Here is a 26,883-nt window from a genome sequence, read left to right as displayed (position 1 = left end):
ACTTCGAAGAACCGAGAACGAATGGAATCCTCATGACAATGACACCCGAACAGGCCGCCTGGTTCCAGGGCACGTTCCACCGCCTCGTCGACAACATCGACAAGGCCGTGCAGGGCAAGCGCGAGGTCGTCAGCCTCGTGCTCTCCGCCATGCTCGCCGAGGGACATGTCCTCCTAGAGGACGCACCCGGCACCGGCAAGACCAGCCTCGCGAAGGCGCTCGCGGCGACGGTGCAGGGCACCAGCTCCCGCATCCAGTTCACGCCCGACCTGCTGCCGTCCGACGTCACCGGTGTCACCATCTACGACCAGCAGTCGCACAAGTTCGAGTTCCACAAGGGACCGATCTTCGCGTCGATCGTGCTCGCCGACGAGATCAACCGCGCCTCGCCGAAGACGCAGTCCGCCCTGCTCGAGGTGATGGAGGAGTCGCGGGTCACCATCGACGGCGTCACGCACGAGGCCGGACGTCCGTTCCTCGTCATCGCGACGCAGAACCCGATCGAGCAGGCCGGTACCTACAAGCTCCCCGAGGCGCAGCTGGACCGCTTCCTGATCAAGACCTCGATCGGCTACCCCGACCTCGCGATCACCGAGAGCATCCTCGCCGGAGCCTCCGACCGCAACCCCTCGGCCGGCCTCAGCGCGATCATCACGACGAGCGCAGTCGCCGACATGGCCGACCTCGGTGCATCCGTGCACGTCGAGCCGGCGGTGCTGCGCTACGTCGCCGAACTCGTCGAAGCGACCCGCAACGACTCGGCGATCCGTCTGGGCGTCTCGGTGCGCGGTGCGATCTCGATGATCCGCATGGCCAAGGTGTGGGCGGCAGCGCACGGCCGCCACTTCGTGCTCCCCGACGACATCAAGATGCTCGCCCGTCCGGTGTGGCAGCACCGTCTGCTGCTCGACGCCGAAGCGGAATTCGCGGGCACGAGCAGCGACGTGGTCATCTCCCGCGTCCTGGATGCGGTGGCAGCGCCGCAGGCACGAACGGCGGCCTGATGACCGCGGAGACGCTTCAGGCGCCGCCGGTGCCGACCGACCGCGACGCCGGCTGGCAAGACATCGCGGCGGTCATCGGCGCGCGCATCCTGGCTCGTCTCCGGAAGATCACCGCATCCATCCGTCCGCTGGCCTGGGTGCTGATGGCGACCACCGTCGGCTTCTGGATTCTCGGCCAGGTGGCCGGCTGGTCCGAGTTCACCGTTGCCGCGGTCGTCGTCGCCATCACGGTCGCGCTGTGTGCGCTGTTCCTGATCGGCCGCACCGCGTATGACGTCTCGCTCGATCTCGCACGCACCCGCGTCGTGGTCGGCGAACGCGCCGTCGGCGCGCTGACTCTGGCGAACCGCGGCACGAGGGCGATCCTGCCCTCGCGCGTCGTGCTCCCGGTCGGCTCCGGCCGCGGTGAGTTCGGCATCCAGCGCCTTGCTCCGGGGGAGGAGGCGGAGGAGCTCTTCGCGATTCCCACGCAGAAGCGCGGTGTGGTCAAGGTCGGACCGGTGAGCGTGGTCCGCGGCGACCCGCTCGGCCTGTTCGAACGGGCACACCGTCGCGACGACCCGGTCGACCTCTACGTGCACCCGCGCACCGTGCTGTTCGACGGTCAATCGCTCGGATACCTGCGCGACCTCGAGGGTCTGCCTGCCGCTGACCTCTCGCGTGATGACGTGTCCTTCCATGCGCTGAACGAGTATCAGCCGGGTGACGACCTCCGGCACGTGCACTGGAAGTCCACGGCACGCACCGGGGTGATGATGGTGCGTCAGTACGAGGAGACCCGGCGGTCGCACTTCGTGATCGGCCTCTCCCGCTCGTCCGGTGATTACGCGACGAACGAGGACTTCGAGCTGGCGATCTCCGCTGCCGGGTCCGTCGGCCTGCGCGCGATCAGGGACTCGCAGCGCGTCGACGTGCGCGTGCAGGGCAGGGACCTTCCCGCCGGCACCGGCAAGCAGCTGCTCGACTCCCTGTCAGCAGTGGAGCACAGCAAGCCGCGCGACGGCGGCATCGCCGAACTCGCGGGGGTCGTCGCCGCACACATGCCCCTCGCCAGCGTCGTGGTTCTCGTGTGCGGGTCCAAGGTGTCGACCGACAGTCTTCGACTGGCATGCGCCCGGCTGCCGTTCGGCGCCCGGGTGCTCGCCATCGTCGCCGACGGCACGGTGTCCTCCCCGGCCCTGCAGCGGATCGGCGATGCCGACGTGATGACCATCGGTGCCCTCGAACAGGTTCCCCTCGCTCTGCGGAAGGTGCTCGCATGACCTCGCCCGCGTCCTCGGCACTTCCGCCGCGCCGCTGGATCCTCGACCTGGTCGCGACGGCACTCGTCGTCGGCGTCTCTATCGTCGGCTTCTGGCCGACCTTCGCCGGTCCGTCCTACCTGCTCGCCGCCATCGGCGCTCTTCTGCTGGGGCTCGGTATTGCCGCTCTCGCGACGTGGCGCCACTGGGGCATCCTCATCGTCAGCGGCCTCACGATCGTCGTCTACTTCGTATTCGGTGGCGCGCTCGCGCTGCCGCATACGACGATCTTCGGGTTCGTTCCGACGCTCGAGACGTTGCGGCAGCTGGCGCTCGGCGCCGTCACCTCGTGGAAGCAGCTGCTGACGACGGTGGCTCCGGTCGCCGCCGTCGACGGACACCTCCTCGTGCCGTTCCTGCTCACCCTGGTGATCACCGTGCTCACGGCATCCCTCGCGCTGCGTCTGCGCCAGGTGGCCTGGGCCCTGCTCCCCGCGGGGTTCATGCTCATCCTCGTGATCGCGCTGGGAACACCGGAACCGGCTTTCCCCGTCGTGCAGGGTTTCGTGTTCGCCGCGCTCACCGTCGCCTGGCTCGCGCTGCGCCAGCTCTGGGCGCCGCAGAACGCGGCCATCTCGGTCAGCGAGGTGGATCCGTCGCGGGCCGCCCACATGCGGATGCGCAGACTCCTCGCGGGCGTCGCCGTGCTCGCCATCGCCGGTGGTGCGGGCATCGCCACCAGCGCGGTCGCCGCTCCGGTCGCGCCGCGCCACATCTTCCGCGACGTGATCATCCCGCCGTTCAACATCCGGGACTATCCGAGCGCATTGCAGTCCTTCCGCAAGATCGTGCGCGACGACCTGAACGACACGCTCTTCACGGTGCGCGGGCTGCCCAAGGGCTCCCGCATCCGGATCGCGACCATGGACCAGTACGACGGAATGGTCTACAACGTCACCAACGGCGGGCCGGAGTCGTCCAGTGCGTTCGCGCCGCTGCGTTCCAACATGTCCCCGGATGCCGAAGGCGTCCCGGTCACCCTGCAGGTCGAGATCGACGAGTACCGCGGCGTATGGGTGCCGGAGACCGGCGAGGTCTCCGCGATCGAGTTCGCCGGCGACCGCGCCGAGGAACTCCAGCGCGGCACGTACTACAACGGCTCGACCGGAACCGCTGTCGCCACACCGAAGCTGAAGGCGGGCGACTCGTACACGGTCGACACCGTCATCCCCGCCGAGTTCGATGACGAGCAGTTGGCCGATGTCGAATTCGGCACGGTGCCGATGCCCAAGCAGAGCAACGTTCCCGAGGAACTCACCTCGCTCGCATCCGACACCGTTGCCGGCGCCGAGTCGCCGATCGAGCAGGTCAGGGCGCTGGAGACCTTCCTCGCCGAGGGCGGATTCTTCAGCCACGGCCTCGAGGGCGAAGTGCTCTCACGCGCCGGCCACACCGCCGAGCGCATCTCGACGCTCATCGGCGGCGATCAGATGATCGGCGACGACGAGCAGTACGCGGTGGCGATGGCGTTGCTCGCACGCGAGGCCGGCATCCCCGCTCGTGTCGTGATGGGGTTCTACCCCGAGGAGGAGCAGGACGGCGCGCCGCTGTTCGAGGCCACCGGTGACAACGTGCACGCCTGGGTGGAGATCAACTTCGACGGGCTCGGCTGGCTCACGTTCAACCCGACCCCGCCGGAGGACAAGGTCCCCAACGACCAGAACACGAAGCCGCGGGTCGATCCGAAGCCGCAGGTCCTGCAGCCGCCGCCCCCGCCCCAGGAGCCGGTCGACCTGCCGCCGACGCTTCCCGATGACCGTGAGTCCGAGGACGAGAACCTCAACCTCGCCGGCATCCTCGCGGCGATCCTCGTCATCGGCGGGATCTCGCTCGGCATCATCGCGCTGCTGATGTCGCCGTTCATCGTGATCGGCGCGTGGAAGGCGGCCAAGCGTCGCACTCGCCGTTCGGCGGCCCGCACCGCCGACCGGATCAGCGGTGGCTGGGACGAACTCACCGACCGCGCCGTCGACTACGGAGCACGCCTCGCTCCCGGCGGAACTCGCATCGAGGAGGCCACCGCGGTGGCCAGCTCCCTCCCCGTTCCCACCGTCACCGCCCTCGCCGAGCGCGCGGATGCCGAGGTCTTCGGTCCGGCGGAGCCCACCCCGGAGGACGTGGATGCCTTCTGGAGCGAGGTCGATGAGATCGTCGGCGGTCTCCACAGCGAGGCCGGCTTCTGGAAGCGCACCAAGGCGCGACTCAACCTTCGGTCACTGATGGGCGACTCGGCGGTCTCGCAGCAGCTGCAGAGCCTGAAGGATGCCGCGGCGGCGCGCGTCCGGCGTGAACCTGGCACGATCAAGACCACTACTTCACCGTCACCCGAGAGTGAGACCCCATGACCCAGCTTGCGTTCGGACAGGTCGCCCCGATCTCTCGGCGCGCGGTGGCCTACGTCATCGACGCAGCGATCGCCACCGGCCTCACCATCGTGCTCGGCGGCGGCCTGATGATCGCCGCCTCCCTCACTGGTTCTATCGAAGGAACGCTCACGACGCTCCTGATCGGCGGACCCATCGTCAGCCTGATCCTGCTCGGCTGGTTCATCGTGTACACCCTGATGCAGTCGAAGAACGGGTCGATCGGCATGCGTGCGCAGGGACTCCGGCTGGCCAGTGCCGTCGATGGCGCCCCGCTCGGGTTCGGGCGTGCATTGCTGCGAAACGTCATCTTCGGCCTCGCTGCCTCGATCGTCGTCGGCTACTTCACACCCCTGTTCGACGGCTCCGGCCGCTATCAGGGCTGGCATGACAAGGTCGCGAACTCGCTGATGCTGGACGCGCGGGCCACGGGTTCGCCGAGCGTGTGGATGACGGGGCCTGCCGTGGTTCCGCAGCGGCCGACGCGCGCGTCGGACCCTGCGCCCTCCGCCGCGCTGCCTGGCTTCCCGGCGCCCGCCGCAGCATCCGGACCTCCCGCCTTCCCCACCGGTCTCGCCTCGGCGGCTGCCCCCGCTCCCGTCGCGCCGGCCGCTCCAGTCTTGCCGGCTTCCGCACGCCGACCCGTCGTCCCGGCCGCGCCGGTGGCCGAACCGGGGGCGCTCATCGCGTTTGTCCCCGGTGTGACGCAGGATGCACAGCCGCCGCGCGTCGCCCCCGCTGCGACCCCGGAACCTGCGGTCGATATCCAGCCCGCACCGACATACGCACCCCCGGCGCCGACCTACACGCCCCCCGCGCCTGCATCCGCTCCCGCGGCCCCGCCTGCCCCGGAATCCGTGGACGATGCCGAACTCGAGGACACGCGGATCAGCGTTCCCGGGCATCGGCTGATCTTCACGTGGGACGACGGCACGCGCGTCTCGGTCTCGCGCCGCACCGTTTTCGGACGCAATCCCGCACCGGAAGACGGCGCAACTCTCGTCTCGGTGCGCGATGAGACCCTTTCCCTCTCGAAGACGCATTTCGAGGCCGCAGCGGAGACGTCGGGCGGCTGGGTCCTCGACCGTCACTCGACCAACGGCATGACCATCGTGCGCGACGGTCAGCGAATCGCGTGCCCGGCAGGGCAACGCGTCCCGGTACGCCTCGGCGATGCCATCGAGATCGGTGACCGCATCGTGACGATCGGTGGTTACGCGTGAGTTCCGCAGTCAGCGTGTCGACGGGGTTCGCGACGCATCCCGGCCTCCGGCGCGCGCTCAACGAAGACGCGCTCCTGGCCAGCGCCCCGGTCTTCCTCGTCGCCGACGGAATGGGCGGGCACGAGGCCGGCGAACGCGCCAGTGCCGCGGTGATCGCCGAATTCTCGCTCTTCGTCGGCCGGTCCGCCCTCGCGCTGGACGATGTCCGCGGCGCCCTGGCGCGAGCCAGGGATGCGGTGGAAGAACTCTCGACGTCGGGCAACGGCCGCGCGGGCACGACGCTCAGCGGCGTCGTGATCGCCTCGGTCGACGGCGTCGGCTACTGGCTGGCGATGAACATCGGCGATTCCCGCACGTATCGGTTGGCCGACGGCGACCTGGAGCAGATCACGGTCGATCATTCCGTGGTGCAGGAACTCATCGAGGCCGGTGAGCTCACCATCGAGGATGCAGCCACGGATCGACGCCGCAACATCATCACGAGGGCGATCGGTGCGAGCAGCACCGGAGATGCCGACTACTGGCTGTTCCCGGCGGAACTCGGGGACCGGATCATGGTCTGCTCCGACGGACTCACCTCGGAGGTGACGGATGCGCGGATCCGTGACATCCTGCTGACGACCCCGGATCCGCAGACAGCGGCCGACGTACTGGTCGAAGAGGCAGTGCAGGCGGGCGGACGGGACAACATCACCGTGGTGATCCTGGATGCCGTCTCGGTGGTGACCCGGCCGGGGACGCCGATTGAAGCCGATGACTTCGACATGGACACACGGCCGCGTACAGCTGCAGGAGGGACACGCTGATGCAGACGATCTACCGACCGGGACAGTGGTACCTGATGGTGATTCCGGGTGCACTCGTCGCATTGCCGCCCGACGTGCCCGGGGAGATCCTCGCGGGACTGTGGGAGCGGCTGCCGGGCACGAAGACCCTCGCGACGGTCGTCGACGTGCTGACATCGCACGCCGGTGGTTCGTTCACGGCGCTTCCGCCGTTCGTGGCAGCGGTGGCTGAAGGTGCCGACCTGAGGATCGCGCTGCGCGGACGCGTCGTCGCACGGGTCAGCTCTGCGACCGATGCCGTGGAATTCTCGGGTGCCGAGGTCACGACCTGGAGCGAGCGTTTCGTTGCCGGTGCGACCAGGGTGGAGATCACCGTGGAGGAGACCGGTTCCGGGTCCGTCCTCACGGTGAACAGCGGGCTCGTGCTCGCGGCTGCGGTGAGCGCCGATCTCGAACCGGACGACGCCGAGCAGCTCACGAGTGCGTTGGGTCCGACCCCGGTCGTGGTCTCCGCCTCGATGGGCGTCTCCGCGGCTGCCCTGGCCGGTGCGCCGGCTCCGCTTCTCGCTGCCTTCCCCGTTCCGGGTGTCTCGGGCTCTGCGTCGGAACCGACGGAGCGCGACGCTTCCGTCGGGCCCGTCATCGAGGCTGGCCCGCCCGAGCCCGTCGAGTCGGCTGCGGAGCCGCTCGTCGCGGCCGTGGACGATGCCGCCGAGTCACCGGAGCCCGTCGCCTCGGTCTTGGCGAGTGTCGGCTCCGTCGCCGAACCGGCGCCCTCGGACGTTCCCGCCGACGCGGAGACTCCGATCGACGCGGCGCCGACCGAAGCGCTGCCCGTTGCGCCGATCTCGGAGGGCGACGGAGAGGGTGACGTCGAGTCGGTCGAGAGCTCCGCGGATGACGCGTCCGACGTGGTCTCCGCAGATGAGGCGGACGAGCCCGTCGTGCCCGTGATCGACGGCGTGACGCTGTTCCCGACCGAGGTGACGCTCGCGCCGTCCGCCGACGACGACTTCGACCAGCTCTGGGGCGAGACGGTGCACTCCGTGTCCGCAGTCTCCGATCAGCCCGGTACGAAGGCGTCACCCGTCGATGCGACGGGTGACCACGACGGTGCCACGATCTCTGCTGCTGAGTTGCGGGCGCTCCGTCAGCAGCCGCCGGCCGTGGCCGACGAGGTGGCGACAGCCGTGATTCCGGTCGCGGCGGCGCAGGGCGGTCGCATCCGGATGTCCACCGGCCAGGTCATCGCGCTCGACCGCACCGTGATCATCGGACGGCGCCCTCGGTCCACGCGGGCGAGCGGCGCGAACATGCCGCACCTCGTCGCTGTCGAGAGCCCGCAGCAGGACATCTCCCGCAGCCATCTGGAGATCCGGCCAGAGGGCGACACGGTTGTCGTGATCGATCTGCACACGACGAACGGATCCACGTTGCTCCGGCCCGGCGCCGATCCACTGCGTCTGCATCCCGGCGAGCAGACGCTCGTCCTCTCCGGAGATGTGGTGGATCTTGGCGACGGCGTCACCGTCGCATTCGAGGATCTCCCATGAGTCGTCGTCCTTCGCCGCCGCCTGAGCTGCCCGGCTTCACCTATCTGGAGCCGCTCGGCACCGGTGGCTTCGCAGATGTGTTCCTGTACGAGCAACAGATGCCGCGCAGGCGCGTGGCCGTGAAGGTGCTGCTGGCCGACCGGATCTCCAGCGGTGCCGCACGCGAGTTCGCCGATGAGGCGAACGTGATGGCGATGCTGTCCACGCACCCCGCGATCGTCACGATCTACCAGTCCGACGTCGCCGGAGACGGTCGTCCGTATCTGGTGATGGAGTACTGCCCGCGTCCGAACCTCCAGCTCCGCGCACGCAAGGAGCCGTTCTCGGTGGCCGAAGCGCTGCGCGTCGGCATCCAGGTGTCCGGGGCCGTCGAGACCGCTCACCGGGCGGGCGTCCTGCACCGCGACATCAAGCCGGCGAACATCCTCGTCACCGAGTACAACCGGCCGGCGCTGACCGACTTCGGCATCGCCTCGACGACCGGTGCGACCGGTGAAGCATCCGGAATGTCCATCCCGTGGTCGCCGCCCGAGTCGTTCGCCGAGCCGCCGCAGAGCGGACCGCGTACCGACGTCTGGGCTCTCGGGGCGACGCTCTACACGCTGTTAGCCGGCCGTTCGCCCTTCGAGCGTCCGGGCGAGCGCAACTCGAGCGCCGATCTCATCGAGCGGATCGAGCGCGGCGCCCTGCCGCAGCTGGGCCGCCCGGACTCGCCGGCGAGCCTGCAGCGGCTCCTGGAACGTTCGATGGCGAAGAACCCGGACGACCGGTTCCCCAGCGCGGTCGCGTTCGGCCGCGCCCTGCAGAAGGTGCAGATCGAGCTCTCGCACTCGGTGACGCCGATCGACATCGTCGACGATCATCCGTCCCCGGAAGAACTCGAGGATGACGGCGACGGACTCACACGTGTGCGCGAGATCGTCAGCATCGACCCTGACGTCGCCGCGTTCACCCGCCCGTCGGCCACGACGCAGCGGAAGAACCCGTCGGTTGTCCAGCCCGACATGCCGCGCTTCGACTCGCCGGCGCCGGCGGATTCGGCGATCGACGAGACCCAACTCCGGATGCCGGTGGCACCTGCTCCCGTGACAGCGGCCAGCGCCGACGAGCGCACGATTCTGAGGGCGCCGATGGTCGTGGCGCCCGAGGGCGCCGCGACAGCTCCGGCGCCGACGATGACGCCGGCACCGGTGGCGGACCGGCCGGTGGGCGCTGCTGCGCACGCTCCAGCCCGCAGCCGCACCGGGCTGTGGGTCACCCTCGGCATCGCCGGCGTGGCGATCATCGTCGGTGCGATCATCGGACTGAACTTCCTCGTGTCCGGATTGACACCGGAACCGATCGCCACCGACGACGACGTCGTCCCGCAGGACGTGACGTCGGATGCGGTGCCGAAGGTGGCCGAGCTCACCGGCACGCGCGATGGGGAACAGGTGACATTCACCTGGACGAATCCGGATCCGCGCGAGGGCGACAGCTTCATCTGGTCGGTCGTCGACGTAACCGGTGTGGTGGATCCGCAGCAGGCGCCCGAACCGAAGGCGCAGTTCGTGCCGCCGGCCGCGGGCAAGGTATGCATCGATGTGCTGCTGCGTCGTGATGACGGCCGGGCGTCGGAAGCGGTTCGGGGGTGCGTGGAATGAGCGGCACAGCAGGCGTGACGGTGGAGTTCGCCGGTGAGTACTTCCCGATCGAGGCCGGCGGTCGATTCATCGTCGGGCGAGAGGGAGATCTCGAACTCGACGAGAATCTGTTCCTGCACCGGCATTTCCTGGAGATCAGCGACGACGACGGTCTCTGGTGGCTGGCGAACGTCGGAACGCGGCTCACCGCGACGGTGACCGACTCGGTGGGCGGTGTGCAGGCCTGGTTGGCACCAGGGGCACGACTGCCTCTGGTATTCGAGACGACGACCGTCGTGTTCAGTGCGGGCCCGACGACCTACGAACTCACCCTGCATGCGGCGGAGCCGACGTTCCGGGCGACGAAGCGCGAACACGATGACGGTGGAGCATCCACAATCGGTGCGGTTCCGCTGACCCTCAGCCAGAGACTGCTGATCCTTGCCCTCGCCGAACCCCAGCTGCGCAGGGACGGCACCGGCATGAGCGAGATCCCCACATCTGCGAAGGCGGCCGAACGGCTCGGCTGGACGGTCACCCGGTTCAACCGAAAGCTCGACAACGTCTGCGACAAGTTCGATCGCATCGGTGTGCCCGGCATGCGCGGCGGTCAGCGCACCTTCGCCACGAACCGCCGTGCCCGTCTCGTCGAGCACGTGATCGCGTCGCGTCTGGTCAGCCGAGAAGATCTCGCACTGCTCGACGTTCCCCTTCCCGCCGACGCCGAAGGTGAAGGGGAGTCGGAGTGATCTGGGAGATCGACGATCGCGCACCCGTGATCGAGGGACTCGACGCGCACGGACGGCCCGATCCCGCATACGCGGCATCGCTCGGACTGGTGCCCGCTCCTCGTGGTCGCCGCGTTCTGGCGGCGCTGCTGGAGTGGTTCGTCGCCGGGCTGATCATGATTCCGGCGATCATCGTCCTGGTGCCGTTGCTGACGCAGGTGGCCGCCGGCGGATTCGATGGCGAGAAGTTCTTCGCTCGCGGCGACCTCGTCTGGATCATCGTCGCCCTGGCAGTCTCGCAAGGGCTGATGACGGTGTACATCATCGTGCAGCTCGTGCTGCACGGACGCAAGGGCGTCACCCTCGGCAAGGGGATCTGCGGGATCCGCTCGGTGAACGTCAGAACCCTCGAGCGCCCCCGATTCTGGCGGGGCGCTGTCGTGCGCTATCTGGTCGCGTACGTGTCGCTGGTCATCCCGCTCATCGGTCCGCTGCTCGTCGTCGTCCTTTCGCCGCTGTTCGACATCGAGCGCCGCAACAGGGGGTGGCTGGATCTCGCCGCCGCGACCTGGTTCGTCGATGTGCGCAAGGGGCTGAACCCCTACGACCAGAAGCGGATGCGCATCGCGCGCAAGCGCGTGAACACGCCGGAGCACGAGGAGAAGGCCCCGCTTCCCTCGTTGGCCACTCCGATGGCACGGGATGCCGTGGCGGAATACGTCCCGAGCGCGCGCCTGTCCGGCGGCGTGATCGGAGCGCACCGGAGCACGTCGCCGGCGGCGCAGACCGAGGCGCCGGCAGCGGACTCGATGGTGTCCGCGGTTCCCCCCTCGCTCGCGACGGGCGCGCCCGGGCCGTCGCAGTACGCGCCGCCAGCGGCGGCTCCTGCTCCGGCGGCTCCTGCTCCGGCGGCACCTGCACCGCAGGCGCCTGTTCCGGCGCCGGTGTCGCAACCCGCTCCGGTCGCCGCGGCCCCTCTGGCCGCTCCGGTCGCCGCCGCCCCTCAGCCCGCACCGGTCGTCGCCGCGTCTCCGCCCGCAGCGCCCGAGCCTCCGGCATCCGATGTCGAACCGGCAGCCGCCGGCGTACGGGCGGTGCTCGTGCTGGACAACGGCGATCGCATCGAGGTGCGCGGCACGACCATCTTCGGCCGGTCGCCCAGCGCCGCCGCCGGAGAGGGCGAGGCGCACTTGGTGCGGGTCCATGATGACACGCGTTCGGTGTCGAAGACCCACATCGCCGTGATCCCCGCGCGACGCGGTGTGTTCGTCGTCGACCGCGCGTCGACCAACGGAAGCGCCGTCGTGCGGAACGGGTCGGAGACGGCTCTCGTCGCGGGGCACCCCGCAGAGGTGCAGCGTGGCGACACCGTGCGATTCGGTGACCGGACGCTGCAGGTGGAATGGGTATGAGCAGGATTCGTGAGATGGGCGCCCGGCGCCAGGAGGCCAACCGATGAGAGTCAAGCTGACACTGCGGCGCCCTGCGGCTCCCCTGACGGACATCGTCGTGATGGCCGACTCCACGGCGACCGTGGCCGACGTCGCGCGGCAGATCGCCGCCACGGATCCGCTGCGCAGCATCCCAGCGAGCCCTGCCGACGTGCTGACGCTGTCGGTCTCGCCGCCGACCAGCGACAGCCCGGTGATGCTCACGCCTGATCTCCTCATCGGCGATGCGCCGATCGGGTCGGGATTCCTCGCCGAGGTCGTCAACGTCGGTCCGAACCGGGCGGCGGTCGGGAGCGTCGGAGCGCGCCCGGCCGCGCTGCTCTCGGTGGTCTCCGGGCCCGCGGCGGGGCAGGAGTTCCCGCTTCCCATCGGGCACTTCCTGATCGGTCGGGATGCCTCCAACAACGTCACCATCGCCGATCCGCTGGTGTCCAAGCGGCACGCGCGAATCGAAGTCGCAGCGACCTTCGTCGAACTCGTCGACCTGAACTCCGCGAACGGCATCCTCGTCGACGGCGGCCTCGTGCAGCGTCTGCGGGTCATCCCCGGCCAGAAGTTCGTGCTCGGAGACGGCGAGTTCGTCGTGCACATGGTCAGCGATTTCGACGGCTCGGCCGACGGCGACCCGGTGCTGGAGCGCGGCGGCGCCCTGATGTTCAACCGCAGCCCGCGGGTCGAGGAGCGATTCAAGGGCGAGGATCTCGACGAGCCGCGATACCCGCGCGAGGCGCCGTCACGACTGTTCCCGTGGCCGATGCTCGTTGCGCCGATCCTGCTCGCCGTGACGATGTGGGCGGTCACCGGCCGCATGCTCTCACTGCTCATGGCGGCGGCGTCGCCGATGATGATGTTCGGAAACTTCATCTCCCAGAAGACCAACGTCGGTCAGCGTCTGGGCAAGGAGGTCGAGACCTTCGAGGAGCAGATCGAGCGGCTCGAGGAGAAGCTCTACCACGCGCATCCCCGCGAACGCGAGGTGCGCCAGAACGAGGTGCCTGCCGTCGCGGTCGTCTTCGACGAGGCCATGCGCCTGGGGCCGCTGCTGTGGACGCGCCGACCGGAGCATTGGAACTTCCTTGCCCTGCGGCTAGGCGTGTGCGAGAGCGAATCGCGCACCAAGATCAAGCGCACCGAGACGCCGGAGGCGCTCGCCGAGTACGTCGAACGCGTGAACCGCCTCGAAGAGCGCTACAAGATGATCGCCGACGTGCCGATCCTCGAGTCGCTGCAGAGCGTCGGGTCGATCGGTGTCGCCGGACCCACGTCTCTCGCGAGCGACGCACTGCGAGGCGTCGCCGTGCAGCTCTTCGGCATGCACTCGCCCAATGAGCTCGTCACGGTCGCCCTCACCGAGCCGGGCTGGGCGAATGAGCTCGACTGGCTCAAGTGGCTGCCGCACACTTCCAGCGAGCGGAACCCGTTCAAGGATGTGGCGCTGGCCGACTCGGCATCCACGGGTGCCGCCCTGCTCAGCGGGCTGGAGGAGATCGTGCTGCGCCGTGCCCGCGAGGCGAAGTCGCAGCGCCCGCCCTACGGCGACGACTGGGATCCGATGGTCTACGGCACCGACGTCAAGCGCGCTGCAGAGGACGCGACGTTCCCCGGCCAGGCGGCGATCGTCGTCATCGTCACGAACGATGCGCCCGTCGACCGTGCCCGGCTTACGCAGATCCTCGAGCGGGGTGCCGATGTCGGCGTCTACGGGCTCTTCGTGGCGCCCGTCGTCGAGGCGTTGCCCGCCGCCTGCCGTACCTTCATCGACGTGAGCGGCGGTCTCGACCACGCCACCGTCGGAACGGTCCGCAGTGGCGTCGCGTATCGCGACGCGCAGGTCGAGGGCGTCTCGCACGCGTACATGACCATGTTCGCCAAGCGGCTCGCACCCGTGGTGGATTCCAGCACGGTGATCGAGGATGCTTCGGACATCCCCAACTCGGTCATGTTCCTCTCCCTCGTCGGCGCCGACATCGCGGCGGACCCGAATGCCGTGATCGACCGGTGGCGGCAGAACAACACGATCCTCGATCGCTCCGGTGCCCCGCAGTCCCGTCTGAAGAAGGCCGGAAACCTGCGCGCGATCATCGGACAGTCCCAGACCGACGCGATGACCCTCGACCTGCGGACGCAGGGCCCGCACGCCCTCGTCGGCGGCACCACCGGTGCCGGAAAGAGCGAGTTCCTGCAGGCCTGGGTACTCGGCATGGCCGCTGCGCACAGCCCCGATCGGGTCACCTTCCTGTTCGTCGACTACAAGGGCGGCTCGGCGTTCGCCGACTGCGTCGACCTGCCGCACACAGTCGGTCTGGTCACCGATCTCAGCCCGCACCTGGTGCGCCGAGCGCTGACCAGCCTGCGAGCCGAGCTGCACCATCGTGAGCACCTGTTCAACCGCAAGAAGGCGAAAGACCTCCTCGAGCTCGAGAAGCGCCGCGACCCGGAGACGCCGCCCGCGCTCGTTCTCGTCATCGACGAGTTCGCCGCGCTCGCCGGCGAAGTCCCCGAGTTCGTCGACGGCGTCGTCGACGTGGCTCAGCGAGGCCGATCGCTCGGCATCCACCTGATCATGGCGACCCAGCGACCCGCCGGCGTCATCAAGGACAACCTGCGAGCGAACACCAACCTGCGCGTCGCGCTGCGCATGGCCGATGAGTCGGATTCGAAGGACGTCGTCGACGATCCGGTAGCCGCCAGCTTCCCACCCTCGATCCCCGGCCGCGGTATCGCCAAGACCGGCCCCGGCCGTCTCGTGTCGTTCCAGTCGGCTTATGCCGGTGGATGGACGACCGACGAGGTGCAGGCGGCAGAGGTCAAGGTCGCCGAACTCCGCTTCGGGTCGATCCAGACCTGGGAGGCCGACCAGGCGCCGGAGTCCGACTCGCACGACGAGGACCTCGGGCCGAACGACCAGAAGCGCATCGTCGCCAGCCTGGTGAAGGCTGCGGCGGCAGCCGGCATCCCGGCGCCTCGCCGGCCGTGGCTCGACGACCTCGAGCGCGCGGTCGACATCCGCGACCTGCCGGTGCTCGGTGACAGCCAGATCCTTCTCGGCAAGATGGACGTTCCGCAGCGTCAGTTGCAGGAGCCCGCCTACTTCCACCCCGACAAGGACGGCTCGCTGCTCGTCTATGGCACCAGCGGGTCGGGAAAATCGACCGTGCTGCGCACGCTGGCGATCGCCTCCGGCTTCCACGCCGGAACGTCCAATGCCGAGGTGTACGGAATCGACTTCGGATCCGGGTCCCTGCGGAGCCTCGAGGTGCTGCCGCACGTCGGATCGATCATCGCCGGTGATGACGCCGAGCGCGTCCAGCGCATCCTGCGTTCCCTCGCTCGCGTGCTCGATGACCGCGGGAAGCGGTTCAGCGCGGCGAACGCGGCCAGCCTCACGGAGTATCGCGAGATCACCGGCAAGGCCGAGTCGCGCATCCTGCTGCTCATCGACGGCTTCCCGCAGTTCCGAAGCGAGTGGGAGTCGACGACGGCACGGATGCCGTTCTATCAGACGTTCATGCGGATCCTCGGCGAGGGGCGCCCGCTCGGAGTGCACGTCGTCGCGAGCGCCGACCGCTCCGGCTCGGTGCCGACCGCGGTGAGCGCAAACGTCTCACGACGTGTGGTGCTGCGTCTGGCCGACGAATCCAGCTACGCGATGCTGAACGCACCGAAGGACGTCCTCGACGAGCGCTCCGCCCCTGGCCGCGCGATCGTCGACGGTCTGGAGACGCAGATCGCCACGCTCGGCGGTACTCCGAACGTCGCTGAGCAGACGAAGCTGCTGGACAAGCTGGCCGCCGACCTGCGTGCGGCCGGCGCCCGCGAGGTGGCCGAGATCGGCGCGCTGCCGACGCGGCTGTCCGCGCGGGACCTGCCGGATCGGATCGGCGAGTTCCCGGTTCTCGGTGTCGCCGAGGACACGCTCGCGCCTCGGGAGTTCGACCCCGTCGGCACCTTCGTGGTCGCCGGTCCTCCGCTGTCGGGCAAGACGAACGCGCTCAAGGCGATCATCGGATCGATGCGCCGTTTCGACCCCGAGATCAAGCTCTTCCACTTCGGCGGCCGTCGCGCACAGCTCAAGGGCTACGCCGACTGGACCCGCAGCGCGGTCACGCCGGAGGATGCGAAGGAGCTCGCCAAGGAGATCGCCGAGATCGCCGCCGACGAGACGCTGCCGGTGCGGATGCTCATCGTCGTCGAGGATGTGCCGCAGTTCGCCGACGGACCAGCGGAGCGCGAGATGAAGGCTCTGTTCCAGGCGGTCAACCGCAGCGACCACCTGCTGATCGGCGACGCGGATGTGACCCAGGTCACGAGCGGGTTCGGCTTCATCGGCGACTTCAAGGCCGGTCGCAAGGGCATCATCATCAAGCCGGATGCGTTCGACGGCGACGCCGTGTTCAAGGTGCCGTTCCCGAAGGTCAAGCGCACCGACTTCCCGGACGGCCGAGGCATCTTCGTGCAGGCCGGCCGGCAGGTCACGGTGCAGCTGCCCCTGGTGGACGGGGATCGACTCGTCTGATCCGGGATGGGGAGTTGTCCCCATCGACAGTGTCGTGCGAGGTTTCGTAGGGTGTAGGTATCGGGCCGGAGGGGTTCGAGGAATTTTGAGTCGAGGGAGTTGACGATGGCTGATTTCGGTGCATCTTATTCGGAGATGGAGCAGGTGGCGTCGTCGCTGTCGCAGGCTCGTGATGACATTCAGGGGCAGTTGGACACCCTGAAGGGTCAGGTCGACACCCTGCTGGGTGAGGACTTCAAGACGCAGCACGCTTCGGGCAAGTTCGGTGAGGGTTATGGCGAGCTGACCACGGGTCTGAAGACTGCCGTGGATGGCATCAACGACATGTCCGAGTCGCTGCTGGGCATGATGCGTGCGATCCAGGACCTGGACACGCAGCTCGCCGGCGGCTGAGCCACGGCACAAGAATTATCCGGGGGTCGGTTGCGAGACCGGCCCCCTTCACTTGACTTCTACCGGAGGAGAAGAGCGTGGGCGACGGGGTCAAGCTCAAGTACGACGATCTGGATGAACTGCAGACCGAGCTGAAGAACATCATCGACGAGTTCGAGGCAGCGGGAAGCCGCCGCAAGGACCTGTCCCGGGCCGTGGGACGGCCGTACGGCGAGGACGACCTGCAGGACGCCGCCGACGACTTCGAAGGTCGCTGGGACGACAAGCGCAAGACGCTGATGGATAACTGCAAGAAGGTCGCAGAGCATCTCGAAGGCGTCATCAAGGGCTTCAAGGACTTCGATGTCGAGGCCGCGAAGAAGTCCGACAACAGCGGAGGCAACTGACCATGCACGTGATGATGCCTCAGACGTCACCGGGCGGCCACCACATCCAGGTGGTCACCGGCGACCCGGCCGAGATCAAGGAACGCGGCACGCAGATCAGTGATCTGGCGACCGACATGAAGAACTCCGCCCTCCTGCTGCAGCGGCTCGTGGAGAACGGCGCCGACATGCGCGGTGACGCCATCGACAAGCTCAAGGAGCTGTCGGAGAAGGTCCACGGAGACCTCAAAAAGGGCGGCGACCTGTACAGCGCGGTGGCGCCCTACATCAAGACCTACGGGCAGGAGCTCGAGGACTCCCAGAAGACGATGACGACGATCATCGAGGACCTCTTCGATCTCTGGGACGAGTACAACCGCAAGCTGGAAGCCGCAGACGCGGCACGCAACGAGCGCCCCGACTACCCGACCGGTGAAGACGCCGATGACGAGACCCTCCGCGAGGAGGCCGAGAAGGCCAGAGACACCGCGGCAGGATCCGCGAACACGCTCGCGACCAACGCCAAGGGCGCCTGGGACGACAGGGCCAAGGACTACGACACGGAGTGGGACTCCTGGCACACGGCATTCTCGAACGCCGCCAAGGGCATCCGCGACGACATGGCGGGCAAGATCGAAGACTCGTGGAACGACGACTTCGGCGGTTTCCTGCAGTTCATGTCCGACGTGCTCGCGGTCGCGGGCATCATCCTCGCGGTCCTCGCCATCATCGTCGGCGGACCCCTCATCGCGATCCTCGCCGGCATCGTCGCGGTTCTGACCCTCGCGGTCGCTCTCACGAGAGCGATACGGGGTGAGGGCAGCTGGGTCGACGTCGCCTTCGGCGTGATCGGCGTGATCCCCTTCATCGGCCCCGCCGCCCGCGGCCTCAAGTCGTTCGCCGCTGCAGACAATGCGCTCGGCTTCTTCGGACGCATGACGCCGAGCGCCGGGTGGAGCGCGTGGGCGACGAAGACCAACCCGGTGACGGGATTCGCGGACTTCAGTGCGCGCCTGTTCGGCGGCCACTCCATCGATGACTTCGGACGGTTGACGGATGGCACGGCGACCGGGGTGCAGACCCTGGAGATGGTCGGCAACATCTGGTCGTCGCAGTTCGCCATCGCCGGCGCGATCAAGGACTCGGCGGGCGGCGCATGGTCCGGCACGTTCGACGCGGATCAGAACCCGTTCAGCTGAGCCCTGCGCCCTCGGGAGTCGGCTGAGCCCGTGTGCGCGTTGAGAGAGATGACAGACTGATTCCATGAGCGATCTTCGTGCTGAGCTGCTCGGGCGCCGCGGCGCCGTCGTCCCCCCGTATCGGATGCTGCTGCCTCCGGGGTGGGAGGCGTACGACCTGAGCGAGCAGACCGAGAAGCAGCTGACGGATCGCGCGACCGCTCGGCTCAGGGCGGCGCAGGCGAGCGAGGCGCTCACGCTCAAGCTCTCCCGGCAGGTGCATGACGCGCTCGCCTCTGTGCGAGGGCAGAACGGCTTCGCGTACGCGTTCGCCGGCGAGAGTTCGCCGACCTGGGCGCTCGGCACGGCGAGCATGATCGGCATCAAGCGGGCAGCCACACCGGAAGCGCCGCTGAGTCGCGTCGTCGAGAGCATGATCACCAATCACGGTGGTGTCGCCGTCGGCGAGGGGCACCGGATCGTCCGCTGGACAGAGCGGCGGCCGGTTTCGATGGACGATGTGAGCGCCGTGTCCTTCATGATCAACTACCTCATCCCGATCCCCGGCTCCAAGCTCACGGAAGCCGTCCAGTGGACAGTCACCGTTCCTCATGAGGCGGATCTCCCGGAGGACGACCCGGTGATCGCGCTGTGGATATCCCTGTTCGACGCTCACGTGTCGACGTTCACCTGGCAGGAATGATGGACATCTTCTTCGATTACGAGCGCGCCGACGCCATCCCGATCTCGATCGGCGAGAACGGGCCGCAGAGCCCCGCCGAATGGGCGGCCGGCGCGCGGTCCGAGTACACCGCGGCAGTCGAGGTCCCGGAAGAGCTGCACGCGCGGGTCGAGCGTGCTCTCGAGACGCTTGCGACGCGGGCCACTCCGGACGCTCGGCTCTTCCTGCTCGTGGGCCCGGATGCCGCCGCACTCGCCACACTGACGATCGTCGTCGCGCAGAGCGAGTTCTCCCGCCAGGAGCAGGCGGAGTTCCTGTGGTCGCCGACTGCCATCCTTCCGCCTGCACCGTTGCGCGTCGAGACCGAGCACCTCGGGGTGGGGTTCTCCGCGACCCTCGCGCAGCGCGAGAACGGCGAGGACTTCGGCACCAGGCGGTGGCTGTTCTTCGGCAGCGGCATGACCATCGGGGCCGTTCTCGGCCCGGTGCCGCCGTATCTGCTGGCGGTGGTCGAGCCTCTGGCCGAGGGTGTCCTCAACGGCATGAGGGTGGATGGCTTCACCCCGCTGCCCAGCGAGGAGCGCGTCGCCGAGCTGGTGTCCGCTGTCGTGAAGAAGGGCGACGAGTGGCAGGCGTGACGCCCCTCGCGTTCGACACGACGGCGCTCCGAGAACCGCTCGATGCGGCTACGGCGCACTCCGAGGCGGAGAAGCGCGTACGCGAGATCGCCGGCGAGAACGGCAGGTCTGCTCTTGTCGCCCGGATCGTCGTCCGCTTCATCGTCCTGGTGGTCGGGTTCGGCCTCCTGGCTTCTCTCTTCGCCCTCGTCGTGCAGATGATCTTCGGCGGCTCAGGAGCCAACGTCTACACCTGGCTCATCGCCGCAGTCATGGTCATCCCGCTGGCCGTCTCGCAGATCAGGACGGAACTCAGGACCAGACGAGACGAGGAGGAGCGCTGGTACCGGCTCGCCCGCTTCGCCGCGTCGAACTCCCTTTCGTACGAGGCATTCCGCGAGAATCCCGACCTGCCGGCTTCGCTGTTCCGCCGGGGAGGGGCCCGGGCCATCCGCGACGGCCTCGCATCCGGCGCCGTCGGAGGGTTCCAGGTCGCGAACTACGGGTACGAGAGGATGTCGGCGCGCACGCGGATGCAGCACACCGCCTGCTTCGTCGCGTTCGATGCTCCTTCGGGCCTGCCGCCCATGACGCTGATCACCCGTCTGGGTGACGTGTGGGGTCAGCCTGCGGTCCCGCCGCCGACTCAGCGCGAGCAGCCAATCGACGTCGAGTTCGACAAGCACGTCACGGTGTCCTGCGAACCGCAGGACGAGGCCGCGGTGCGCGAGGCGCTCACGGCGCCCGTCAGGGACGCCCTGCTGCAGCTCGCGTCGAGCTGCGACATCGAGGTGATCGGTGGACGCGTGTACATCATCGCCCGCCGCGAGCTCGCGCTCACCGACACCGCATTCTGGCGCTGGGTCGAAGATCTCGCCGTGCTCGTCGGATCAGTGCTGGTGCGCTCGGCGTCCGTCGACGATGCGACGCGGACGGGCTGGGAGGAACGCAGCAAGGAGCGCGCGGCGCTGTTCGCGGCACCCCCGTCCGGCAGGGCCTTCGTGATCGGATGCCTGATCCCCGCGGTGTTCGGCATCGTCGCCGCGGCGTTGACAGCGCAGCTGGCCTGACCTCGTCGGGTTCGGAGGATGGGGAGTTGTCCCCATCGACGTGTTCGTCTTCTGTTCCGTAGGGTGTAGGTATCGGGCCGGAGGGGTTCGAGGAATTTTGAGTCGAGGGAGTTGACGATGGCTGATTTCGGTGCATCTTATTCGGAGATGGAGCAGGTGGCGTCGTCGCTGTCGCAGGCTCGTGATGACATTCAGGGGCAGTTGGACACCCTGAAGGGTCAGGTCGACACCCTGCTGGGTGAGGACTTCAAGACGCAGCACGCTTCGGGCAAGTTCGGTGAGGGTTATGGCGAGCTGACCACGGGTCTGAAGACCGCGGTGGACGGCATCAACGACATGTCCGAGTCGCTGCTCGGCATGATGCGTGCGATCCAGGACCTGGACACGCAGCTCGCCGGCGGCTGAACCACGGCATCTTCTGGAGGGGGTCGACCATGAAGGTCGGCCCCCTCTGTCGTGTCGTCGCATCGCCAGAGAGGCAGACGGGTCGGATGGGGAGTTGTCCCCATCGACAGTGTCGTGCGAGGTTTCGTAGGGTGTAGGTATCGGGCCGGAGGGGTTCGAGGAATTTTGAGTCGAGGGAGTTGACGATGGCTGATTTCGGTGCATCTTATTCGGAGATGGAGCAGGTGGCGTCGTCGCTGTCGCAGGCTCGTGATGACATTCAGGGGCAGTTGGACACCCTGAAGGGTCAGGTCGACACCCTGCTGGGTGAGGACTTCAAGACGCAGCACGCTTCGGGCAAGTTCGGTGAGGGTTATGGCGAGCTGACCACGGGTCTGAAGACCGCGGTGGACGGCATCAACGACATGTCCGAGTCGCTGCTCGGCATGATGCGTGCGATCCAGGACCTGGACACGCAGCTCGCCGGCGGCTGAACCACGGCATCTTCTGGAGGGGGTCGACCATGACGGTCGGCCCCCTCTGTCGTGTCGTGGCACGGGGAGTCGGAGGACGATGGGGAGTAGTCCCCATCGCCCTTGACAGCTCGGCGTGCCGGGGACGTTCACGAACCTCAACGACTTCTACAGGGCCGAGGTGCAGGAGATCGGACAGTTCATGTTCGACAACGTTCCGGGGACCGTCGCGTTCGTGTACAAGGACGGCCCCTTTCCGGGTGAGGACAGCGAGAAGGGCGGCGTCAACTTCATTCGCATCACCGAAGCGAACGATCCGGACACCGCGCGAGGTTCGGGGGAGCAGCTCGCGCGGTTCGAGCTCGGGATGCGAACGGACCCGCAGTTCGCTGGCGCGGAGCATGATGCGTTCGGGCACAGTTGGGGCCTGGCCAACGTGACAAGCGCTGAGGTCGCGGGCGTGGACTATGACAAGGTGATCTCGCTGTCGGGTGCCGGGATGCTGCCGGAGTGGGAAGCGGACCCGGACACGCTGTATGTGGATCTGTCGTACCAGGATGCTCTCCAGGAGGCGCAGTCGATGGACCTGGTGTGGGGCGGGAACAATCCCCGCGAACATCCCGCATTCGATCACGACGACTACTATCGAGGACCTGACGATGACGTGCTCGACCAGGTGTCGGTCGGGATGGTCGGTGAGTATCCGTCGATCTACGTGCCGCCGGACTACGGGAGTGTGCTTGTGGAGAACCACAACCTCATCGCAAGCAACAGCGACGACAACAAACGGGCTTTGAGGGACATGCTTGAAATGGTCAATCAATGAGGCGGGCGCACGTGGCCAAGGTAGTGCTTGTCGCGGTGCTCGTGACGTCGCTGACTGGCTGTATGCCCTCGAAGGAGGAGCCAGTGGATGACAGCGGTTTTACCTGGGAGGAGGCCAAGCGGACTTCGCAAGAGGTGGAGCTTGAGGTGGCTGAGCTGATCCCGCCGGAGGTCATCGTTAGCGTCGAGCAGAACCCGACGGGGTCGCTGTTCGCGTGCAATGAGACGCAGCACAGCTGGAACGGAGCGACGACAGTCACTCTGGCGCCGGGGACGGAGATTGAGTCGATCGTGAAGGCGATGGAAGCACATTTTCTAGATGATGATCGCTTCGAAATCAGGACACGCCTGAACATCTCTGACAAGTATGAAGTGCAGCTTATGTCGCCGGAAACAGCGGAGAACTACATCTTCGGTCAGGGCGTTTCAAACACGATCCGAATTGATTCGGGTTCGGCGTGCTTCACCTTGCCGGAGAGCGTGTACCCGGGCGGCGCCTTCTGACGTGGATTCGACGACGCGTCGGATCCGTGTTCGAGTGTGATGGGCAGTTGTGCCCATCGACAGCGTCGTCCGCGGTTCCGTAGGGTGTGGGTATCGGGCCGGAGGGGTTCGCGCGGTAGGCGTATTCACGCAACAAGGGGGGCGCACGATGTCGGACGAGTCTCTGGCGGCGGCACTGCAGGGATTGCGGGTTCGCGTGCCCGTATCCGCCGCGGATGCCGCGGACCTGCGCGCCGAAGTGCGAGCAGCCGACGCCGCCCTGGGCGCGTGGTTGCGCACGGCGACGACCGAGCGCCTCGCGCAGCGCGACCGGCACGACGACGGGGGAGAGCGATGAGCGACGTCAAGATGGACCTCGCGCGGCTGCAGTCCACCGCACACACGGCCAAGGGGCTCGCCACGACCTTCGATGAGGCCGAAGCTCTCGCAGACGATCTCGGCGGGCTCACCGGACACGGTGGACTCAGCGGCAAGATCGACGACTTCGGTGGCAAATGGGACATCGCGCGCGAGAAGCTGCGCGACAACCTGCGGTCGCAGGCCGATTTCATGCAGGCGATCGTCGACACGTTCCGTGACCTCGACGACAAGATGGCACAGGATGGGGAGAAATAGTCCATGAGCGTTCTTCCCGGGCGGCCCGCTGAACTGACATCGCGCGCCGCAGACCTCGCCTCCTCGGCAGAAGTGATCCTCGATGTGATCCGCGAACTGCGTGGCATCGTCGACGACGACGAGGGCAAGGCCGTTCAGGCTCTTCACGAGCAGAACGAGCAGATCGCCTCGGATCTGGATCGCATCCAGCCCCGCTACAAAGGCACCGCTGACGCGATCACCGAGTACGCCGTCGCCCTCACCGAGGCCCACGCCGATGCAGAGCGAGCGCAGGACGACCTCGACAATGCGCTTCTCGCGCAGAGCCGCGCCGACAGTGCGCTCGAAGACCTCAACGACAGAGTGGATGCCGCTGACGACGCAGCTCCCTCGCTGACGGGGCAGGTGCCTGGCGCTCAGCGGGCCGCTGATGACGCCCAGGCGGCCGTCGGATCCGCCAGCGGACGGATCGACGCGGCGCGAGAGGCCATGAATGAGGCCGCAGAGGCAGCGATCCGCAAGATCGACGCGGCGATCGATTCGACGAATGAAGGATTCTGGGACAAGGTCGGGGACTTCTTCTCCGACATCGGCGACTTCCTCGAGGGGATCGGGGAATGGATCGGCGACTTCCTGCAAGACGTCGTCGATCTGTTGAAGAGGATCGCGAACACGATCGTCGCGATCCTGGGCGTGCTGGTGATACTGCTCCTCATCATCGCGGTGGGGATGTTGTTCGGCACGATCGGGCTCATCATCGCGGCCATCATTGCAGGAGTACTCGCCGCGTTCCTCATCGCCAGCATCCTCTCCGACGTGCTCAAGGACACGCCCAAGGTGAGCGAGACGGACCCGTACGCCGATGTGCTGCCGGAGGACGTTCCGGCGGATCCGAGCCTGGCCACGGTGCTCAACGGCACCGGGGAGGTGGATGAGCTCGGCGGGGAGACCGACTCCGTCGTCAAGATCACCAAGGTGCTCGGGCCCGACGGCTGGTACTACACCGTCACGCTGCCGAGCACACAGGAGTGGCTGTCGCGCTTCGGCGACCAGGGGGCCGTGAACGACCTCGACAGCAACCTGGCCTTGATGCTGACGCCGGCCCTGCAGACGCAGTACGAGCGGGCCGTGCTCGAGGCCATGGAGCAGGCCGGCATCGGCGAGAACGACCCGGTCATGCTCGTCGGCTTCAGCCAGGGCGGCATCATGGCGGGGCATCTCGCGGCGTACAACTCCGACTACAACTGGCAGGCCGTCGTCGTCTCGGGAGCGCCCATCGATCACATGCCCATCCCGGATTCGGTGGACGTGGTCTCGGTGCAGCACAACGGCGACCCGGTCCCGAACCTCGACATCGTCGCCGGGGATCTCGGCACCGAGCACGGACCGAACTGGACGACCATCAACGTCGACCCGCCGAATCCGAATCCGGTCCTCGGCGTGGACGCCGGTGCCCACAACGCCGACAAGTACTCGCAGACCTATCAGGAGCATCTCGCCGAGGTGCAGGCGAACCATCCCGACCTGGGGAACTTCTTCAACGAAGATGGGTATACCGACACCTCCTACTACCACTGGAATGAATGAACATGAAGCGACGACACATCGGGACGCGCCGTCTCCTCGCCGTGACGCTCGCGGGTTCGTTGCTGAGCGGTGCACTGTCGGGTTGCGCGATCGCGACGCCCGGAACGGAACAGACGGAAGGAACGACAGTGGACTACGGTGACGTGGCGGATGCCGTGACGGCGGCCGAGCCGAGGATCGTGGGCGTGCGAGACCTCGCTCGTTCGGCCAACGGGTTCGGCCATCGGATCAGTCTCGGGCTCGAGGTCGACTCCGCCGAGCCGCTCACCGCCAGCGAGCTGGATGCCGTGGTCGAAGCCATTTGGGGTGCTCTGCCGTGGGAGCCGAACACGATCAAAATCACGGCCGGCGCCGACACGGCGCAGGGCCACGAGGTCGTCGATCTCAGGTCTGCCGCAGCGGAACTCGACCCCCTGGGCGTCACGGAGGCGGGCACGGGCGGCGTCAGCCTGACCGATATGAACGCCCGCTACGGAGAGTGGGCGGCACCCGAGTGAGCGGCCGCGGCCTGCGGTTCCGCCTTCCGGGGCGCTGGTTCTCGGTGGATCTGTCCGCCGAGGAGGCGACGAACTCCTCCATCAGACGCATCGCACGAGATGCGATCGGCCCTGCCGACGATCGTGCCGTCGAGCGCGCTACCGTGCGCAACCAGCTGCACGAGGCGGTGGCAGCGGGCGCGCAGGGCGAGGTCCGCGCCATCATGTTCTCGACCGAGATCGCACCGGGCACCCCGTTGCCGGTGACGCTGCTCGTATTCGAGCCGGCCGATCTTCGGATGAGTCCCGCGGTCGGCACTGCGCCGCAGAAGGTGCTGAAGGTCATGGCCGAGGGGTTGAAGCAGATCGATCCTGCGGCGTTCGCGTCGATGGTCGAGGTGCGCGGTCCTGGGGTCCCCGCGCTGCGTACGCACCGTGTCGAGCTGGTCGAGGAAGGTGCGGAGTCGGACGGAGTCATGCGGTTGATCGCTGACTACTGGATCCCCGTGCCCGACACGAAGCGGATTCTGATGGTGCGTTTCTCCACCCCGTTGGGTGAGCTGGAGAACGTGATGTGCGCGCTGTTCGACGAGTTCGTCGCGGTCGCCTACTTCAGCGACGAGAAGCCCGAATCGCTGCGCGACCAGTTGCTCGCCGGAGGAGCCAAGGCGAGCTGATGCTGTGGCTCAGGCGCCGGCGTCGGCCAGGTGCCGGGAGTCGTGGCTGAGAACCTTCACCATGATGCCGCGGCGGCGCAGCTCGGCCACGGCGCGCGTGCCCTCATCGGTGTCCCGGCCGAGCGCGTTGAGGTTGGCGACCACGAGAACGTCACCGGGCTTCAAGGTCGCGATGAGCCGGCCCAGCCGCTCACTCCAGCTCTCCAGGATGTCGGGCGCCGGGTGGCGGAAGCCCTCGATGGGCACGCCGAAGCGGGTGAGGTCATCGCGCTGCTGCACGACCGATGGCATCCCCTCGCGGGCGACGACGAGCCCGACCAGACGTGAACCATCGGGTCGCGCCGACCAGAAATTGCGGTTCTGCTGCAACTCGGTGAAGCACTTCGGGCACTCGGCCGCAGCATGGGGCAGGTGTACCGGACTGGTCCGCGGGTCGTCAATATGCACGTTCCCGGTCGTCAGCTCAGTTGAATCGCTCATCGGCGCACCTCCAGCATCCATTCTGCCTTGCT

General features: G+C 67.6%; 26 protein-coding genes. 25 read left to right on the top strand and 1 reads right to left on the bottom strand.

The features are described 5' to 3' along the window. Positions 1 to 32: 32 nt before the first annotated feature. The 25 genes from LTA6_RS03535 (at position 33) to LTA6_RS03415 (ending at position 26,371) form a co-directional block, all read left to right on the top strand. Positions 33 to 1,004 (top strand): AAA family ATPase, encoded by a 972-nt coding sequence (locus LTA6_RS03535; protein ID WP_407358636.1) that lies wholly within the window; start codon positions 33 to 35, stop codon positions 1,002 to 1,004. Beyond that, entirely contained in the window at positions 1,004 to 2,266 is a 1,263-nt protein-coding gene (locus LTA6_RS03530; protein ID WP_407358635.1) for a DUF58 domain-containing protein, read from the top strand. The genes LTA6_RS03535 and LTA6_RS03530 overlap by 1 nt, the downstream gene beginning before the upstream one ends. Then, positions 2,263 to 4,650 carry a transglutaminaseTgpA domain-containing protein gene (locus LTA6_RS03525; protein WP_407358634.1) on the top strand — a complete coding sequence of 796 codons (2,388 nt, stop codon included), beginning with the start codon at positions 2,263 to 2,265 and terminating at the stop codon, positions 4,648 to 4,650. Before LTA6_RS03530 ends, LTA6_RS03525 begins: the two co-directional genes overlap by 4 nt. Continuing rightward, complete coding sequence (locus LTA6_RS03520) at positions 4,647 to 5,891, top strand: RDD family protein (RefSeq protein WP_407358633.1); 1,245 nt, start codon at positions 4,647 to 4,649, stop codon at positions 5,889 to 5,891. The genes LTA6_RS03525 and LTA6_RS03520 overlap by 4 nt, the downstream gene beginning before the upstream one ends. Further along, complete coding sequence (locus LTA6_RS03515) at positions 5,888 to 6,697, top strand: protein phosphatase 2C domain-containing protein (RefSeq protein ID WP_341976156.1); 810 nt, start codon at positions 5,888 to 5,890, stop codon at positions 6,695 to 6,697. Before LTA6_RS03520 ends, LTA6_RS03515 begins: the two co-directional genes overlap by 4 nt. Continuing rightward, on the top strand, positions 6,697 to 8,229 hold the full coding sequence (locus LTA6_RS03510; RefSeq protein WP_407358632.1) for an FHA domain-containing protein: 1,533 nt from the start codon (positions 6,697 to 6,699) through the stop codon (positions 8,227 to 8,229). Before LTA6_RS03515 ends, LTA6_RS03510 begins: the two co-directional genes overlap by 1 nt. Then, a complete protein-coding gene (locus tag LTA6_RS03505) occupies positions 8,226 to 9,872 on the top strand; it encodes a protein kinase domain-containing protein (protein WP_407358631.1) in 1,647 nt (548 codons plus the stop codon). Before LTA6_RS03510 ends, LTA6_RS03505 begins: the two co-directional genes overlap by 4 nt. Continuing rightward, a complete protein-coding gene (locus tag LTA6_RS03500; protein WP_407358630.1) occupies positions 9,869 to 10,600 on the top strand; it encodes a hypothetical protein in 732 nt (243 codons plus the stop codon). Before LTA6_RS03505 ends, LTA6_RS03500 begins: the two co-directional genes overlap by 4 nt. Then, a complete protein-coding gene (locus LTA6_RS03495) occupies positions 10,597 to 11,991 on the top strand; it encodes an RDD family protein (RefSeq protein WP_407358629.1) in 1,395 nt (464 codons plus the stop codon). The genes LTA6_RS03500 and LTA6_RS03495 overlap by 4 nt, the downstream gene beginning before the upstream one ends. Positions 11,992 to 12,034: 43 nt before the next feature. Then, positions 12,035 to 16,546: an FtsK/SpoIIIE domain-containing protein gene (locus tag LTA6_RS03490; RefSeq protein ID WP_407358628.1), complete on the top strand. Its 4,512-nt coding sequence runs from the start codon at positions 12,035 to 12,037 to the stop codon at positions 16,544 to 16,546. A 105-nt stretch (positions 16,547 to 16,651) separates the two neighbouring features. Beyond that, entirely contained in the window at positions 16,652 to 16,939 is a 288-nt protein-coding gene (locus tag LTA6_RS03485; protein WP_341976144.1) for a WXG100 family type VII secretion target, read from the top strand. Positions 16,940 to 17,016: 77 nt separating this feature from the next. Continuing rightward, a complete protein-coding gene (locus LTA6_RS03480) occupies positions 17,017 to 17,325 on the top strand; it encodes a hypothetical protein (RefSeq protein WP_341976150.1) in 309 nt (102 codons plus the stop codon). Between the two features lie 11 nt (positions 17,326 to 17,336). After that, positions 17,337 to 18,503 (top strand): hypothetical protein, encoded by a 1,167-nt coding sequence (locus LTA6_RS03475; RefSeq protein ID WP_341976149.1) that lies wholly within the window; start codon positions 17,337 to 17,339, stop codon positions 18,501 to 18,503. 64 nt (positions 18,504 to 18,567) lie between these two features. Then, the gene (locus tag LTA6_RS03470; protein ID WP_341976147.1) at positions 18,568 to 19,185 is read left to right on the top strand and encodes a hypothetical protein; all 618 of its coding nucleotides are present in this window, start codon (positions 18,568 to 18,570) and stop codon (positions 19,183 to 19,185) included. Continuing rightward, the gene (locus LTA6_RS03465) at positions 19,182 to 19,802 is read left to right on the top strand and encodes a hypothetical protein (RefSeq protein ID WP_407358627.1); all 621 of its coding nucleotides are present in this window, start codon (positions 19,182 to 19,184) and stop codon (positions 19,800 to 19,802) included. Before LTA6_RS03470 ends, LTA6_RS03465 begins: the two co-directional genes overlap by 4 nt. Further along, the gene (locus LTA6_RS03460; protein ID WP_407358626.1) at positions 19,799 to 20,851 is read left to right on the top strand and encodes a hypothetical protein; all 1,053 of its coding nucleotides are present in this window, start codon (positions 19,799 to 19,801) and stop codon (positions 20,849 to 20,851) included. Before LTA6_RS03465 ends, LTA6_RS03460 begins: the two co-directional genes overlap by 4 nt. A gap of 117 nt (positions 20,852 to 20,968) precedes the next feature. Continuing rightward, positions 20,969 to 21,256, top strand: a complete 288-nt coding sequence (locus tag LTA6_RS03455; protein ID WP_341976144.1) for a WXG100 family type VII secretion target — start codon at positions 20,969 to 20,971, stop codon at positions 21,254 to 21,256. 185 nt (positions 21,257 to 21,441) lie between these two features. After that, complete coding sequence (locus LTA6_RS03450; RefSeq protein ID WP_341976144.1) at positions 21,442 to 21,729, top strand: WXG100 family type VII secretion target; 288 nt, start codon at positions 21,442 to 21,444, stop codon at positions 21,727 to 21,729. Positions 21,730 to 21,943: 214 nt separating this feature from the next. Continuing rightward, a complete protein-coding gene (locus LTA6_RS03445) occupies positions 21,944 to 22,534 on the top strand; it encodes a hypothetical protein (protein ID WP_341976143.1) in 591 nt (196 codons plus the stop codon). A gap of 11 nt (positions 22,535 to 22,545) precedes the next feature. Further along, positions 22,546 to 23,037 carry a hypothetical protein gene (locus tag LTA6_RS03440; protein WP_341976142.1) on the top strand — a complete coding sequence of 164 codons (492 nt, stop codon included), beginning with the start codon at positions 22,546 to 22,548 and terminating at the stop codon, positions 23,035 to 23,037. Positions 23,038 to 23,185: 148 nt separating this feature from the next. Then, positions 23,186 to 23,374, top strand: coding sequence for a hypothetical protein (locus tag LTA6_RS03435; protein WP_341976141.1), 189 nt, complete (start codon positions 23,186 to 23,188; stop codon positions 23,372 to 23,374). After that, entirely contained in the window at positions 23,371 to 23,652 is a 282-nt protein-coding gene (locus LTA6_RS03430; protein ID WP_341976140.1) for a hypothetical protein, read from the top strand. Before LTA6_RS03435 ends, LTA6_RS03430 begins: the two co-directional genes overlap by 4 nt. Positions 23,653 to 23,655: 3 nt before the next feature. After that, the gene (locus tag LTA6_RS03425; RefSeq protein ID WP_341976139.1) at positions 23,656 to 25,218 is read left to right on the top strand and encodes a hypothetical protein; all 1,563 of its coding nucleotides are present in this window, start codon (positions 23,656 to 23,658) and stop codon (positions 25,216 to 25,218) included. Positions 25,219 to 25,220: 2 nt separating this feature from the next. Continuing rightward, positions 25,221 to 25,715, top strand: coding sequence for a hypothetical protein (locus tag LTA6_RS03420; protein WP_341976138.1), 495 nt, complete (start codon positions 25,221 to 25,223; stop codon positions 25,713 to 25,715). After that, positions 25,712 to 26,371 carry a hypothetical protein gene (locus LTA6_RS03415; protein ID WP_341976137.1) on the top strand — a complete coding sequence of 220 codons (660 nt, stop codon included), beginning with the start codon at positions 25,712 to 25,714 and terminating at the stop codon, positions 26,369 to 26,371. The genes LTA6_RS03420 and LTA6_RS03415 overlap by 4 nt, the downstream gene beginning before the upstream one ends. 9 nt (positions 26,372 to 26,380) lie before the next feature. Here LTA6_RS03415 and LTA6_RS03410 read toward each other — a convergent pair whose 3' ends face one another. Beyond that, complete coding sequence (locus LTA6_RS03410; protein WP_341976136.1) at positions 26,381 to 26,851, bottom strand: recombinase family protein; 471 nt, start codon at positions 26,849 to 26,851, stop codon at positions 26,381 to 26,383. Positions 26,852 to 26,883 lie beyond the last annotated feature (32 nt).

The sequence above is a fragment of the Microbacterium sp. LTA6 genome (assembly GCF_045690355.1).
GTDB lineage: Bacteria > Actinomycetota > Actinomycetes > Actinomycetales > Microbacteriaceae > Microbacterium.
Note: the sequence above shows the minus strand (reverse complement) of the source record. Positions and strands in the feature narration are given on the sequence as shown.

Bases quoted from the DNA above. Each gene is read 5' to 3' on its own strand.
- LTA6_RS03535 (WP_407358636.1), top strand. From the start codon at position 33: ATGACAATGACACCCGAACAGGCCGCCTGGTTCCAGGGCACGTTCCAC.
- LTA6_RS03530 (WP_407358635.1), top strand. From the start codon at position 1,004: ATGACCGCGGAGACGCTTCAGGCGCCGCCGGTGCCGACCGACCGCGAC.
- LTA6_RS03525 (WP_407358634.1), top strand. From the start codon at position 2,263: ATGACCTCGCCCGCGTCCTCGGCACTTCCGCCGCGCCGCTGGATCCTC.
- LTA6_RS03520 (WP_407358633.1), top strand. From the start codon at position 4,647: ATGACCCAGCTTGCGTTCGGACAGGTCGCCCCGATCTCTCGGCGCGCG.
- LTA6_RS03510 (WP_407358632.1), top strand. From the start codon at position 6,697: ATGCAGACGATCTACCGACCGGGACAGTGGTACCTGATGGTGATTCCG.
- LTA6_RS03505 (WP_407358631.1), top strand. From the start codon at position 8,226: ATGAGTCGTCGTCCTTCGCCGCCGCCTGAGCTGCCCGGCTTCACCTAT.
- LTA6_RS03500 (WP_407358630.1), top strand. From the start codon at position 9,869: ATGAGCGGCACAGCAGGCGTGACGGTGGAGTTCGCCGGTGAGTACTTC.
- LTA6_RS03490 (WP_407358628.1), top strand. From the start codon at position 12,035: ATGAGAGTCAAGCTGACACTGCGGCGCCCTGCGGCTCCCCTGACGGAC.
- LTA6_RS03485 (WP_341976144.1), top strand. From the start codon at position 16,652: ATGGCTGATTTCGGTGCATCTTATTCGGAGATGGAGCAGGTGGCGTCG.
- LTA6_RS03475 (WP_341976149.1), top strand. From the start codon at position 17,337: ATGATGCCTCAGACGTCACCGGGCGGCCACCACATCCAGGTGGTCACC.
- LTA6_RS03470 (WP_341976147.1), top strand. From the start codon at position 18,568: ATGAGCGATCTTCGTGCTGAGCTGCTCGGGCGCCGCGGCGCCGTCGTC.
- LTA6_RS03465 (WP_407358627.1), top strand. From the start codon at position 19,182: ATGATGGACATCTTCTTCGATTACGAGCGCGCCGACGCCATCCCGATC.
- LTA6_RS03455 (WP_341976144.1), top strand. From the start codon at position 20,969: ATGGCTGATTTCGGTGCATCTTATTCGGAGATGGAGCAGGTGGCGTCG.
- LTA6_RS03450 (WP_341976144.1), top strand. From the start codon at position 21,442: ATGGCTGATTTCGGTGCATCTTATTCGGAGATGGAGCAGGTGGCGTCG.
- LTA6_RS03435 (WP_341976141.1), top strand. From the start codon at position 23,186: ATGTCGGACGAGTCTCTGGCGGCGGCACTGCAGGGATTGCGGGTTCGC.
- LTA6_RS03430 (WP_341976140.1), top strand. From the start codon at position 23,371: ATGAGCGACGTCAAGATGGACCTCGCGCGGCTGCAGTCCACCGCACAC.
- LTA6_RS03425 (WP_341976139.1), top strand. From the start codon at position 23,656: ATGAGCGTTCTTCCCGGGCGGCCCGCTGAACTGACATCGCGCGCCGCA.
- LTA6_RS03420 (WP_341976138.1), top strand. From the start codon at position 25,221: ATGAAGCGACGACACATCGGGACGCGCCGTCTCCTCGCCGTGACGCTC.
- LTA6_RS03410 (WP_341976136.1), bottom strand. From the start codon at position 26,851: ATGAGCGATTCAACTGAGCTGACGACCGGGAACGTGCATATTGACGAC.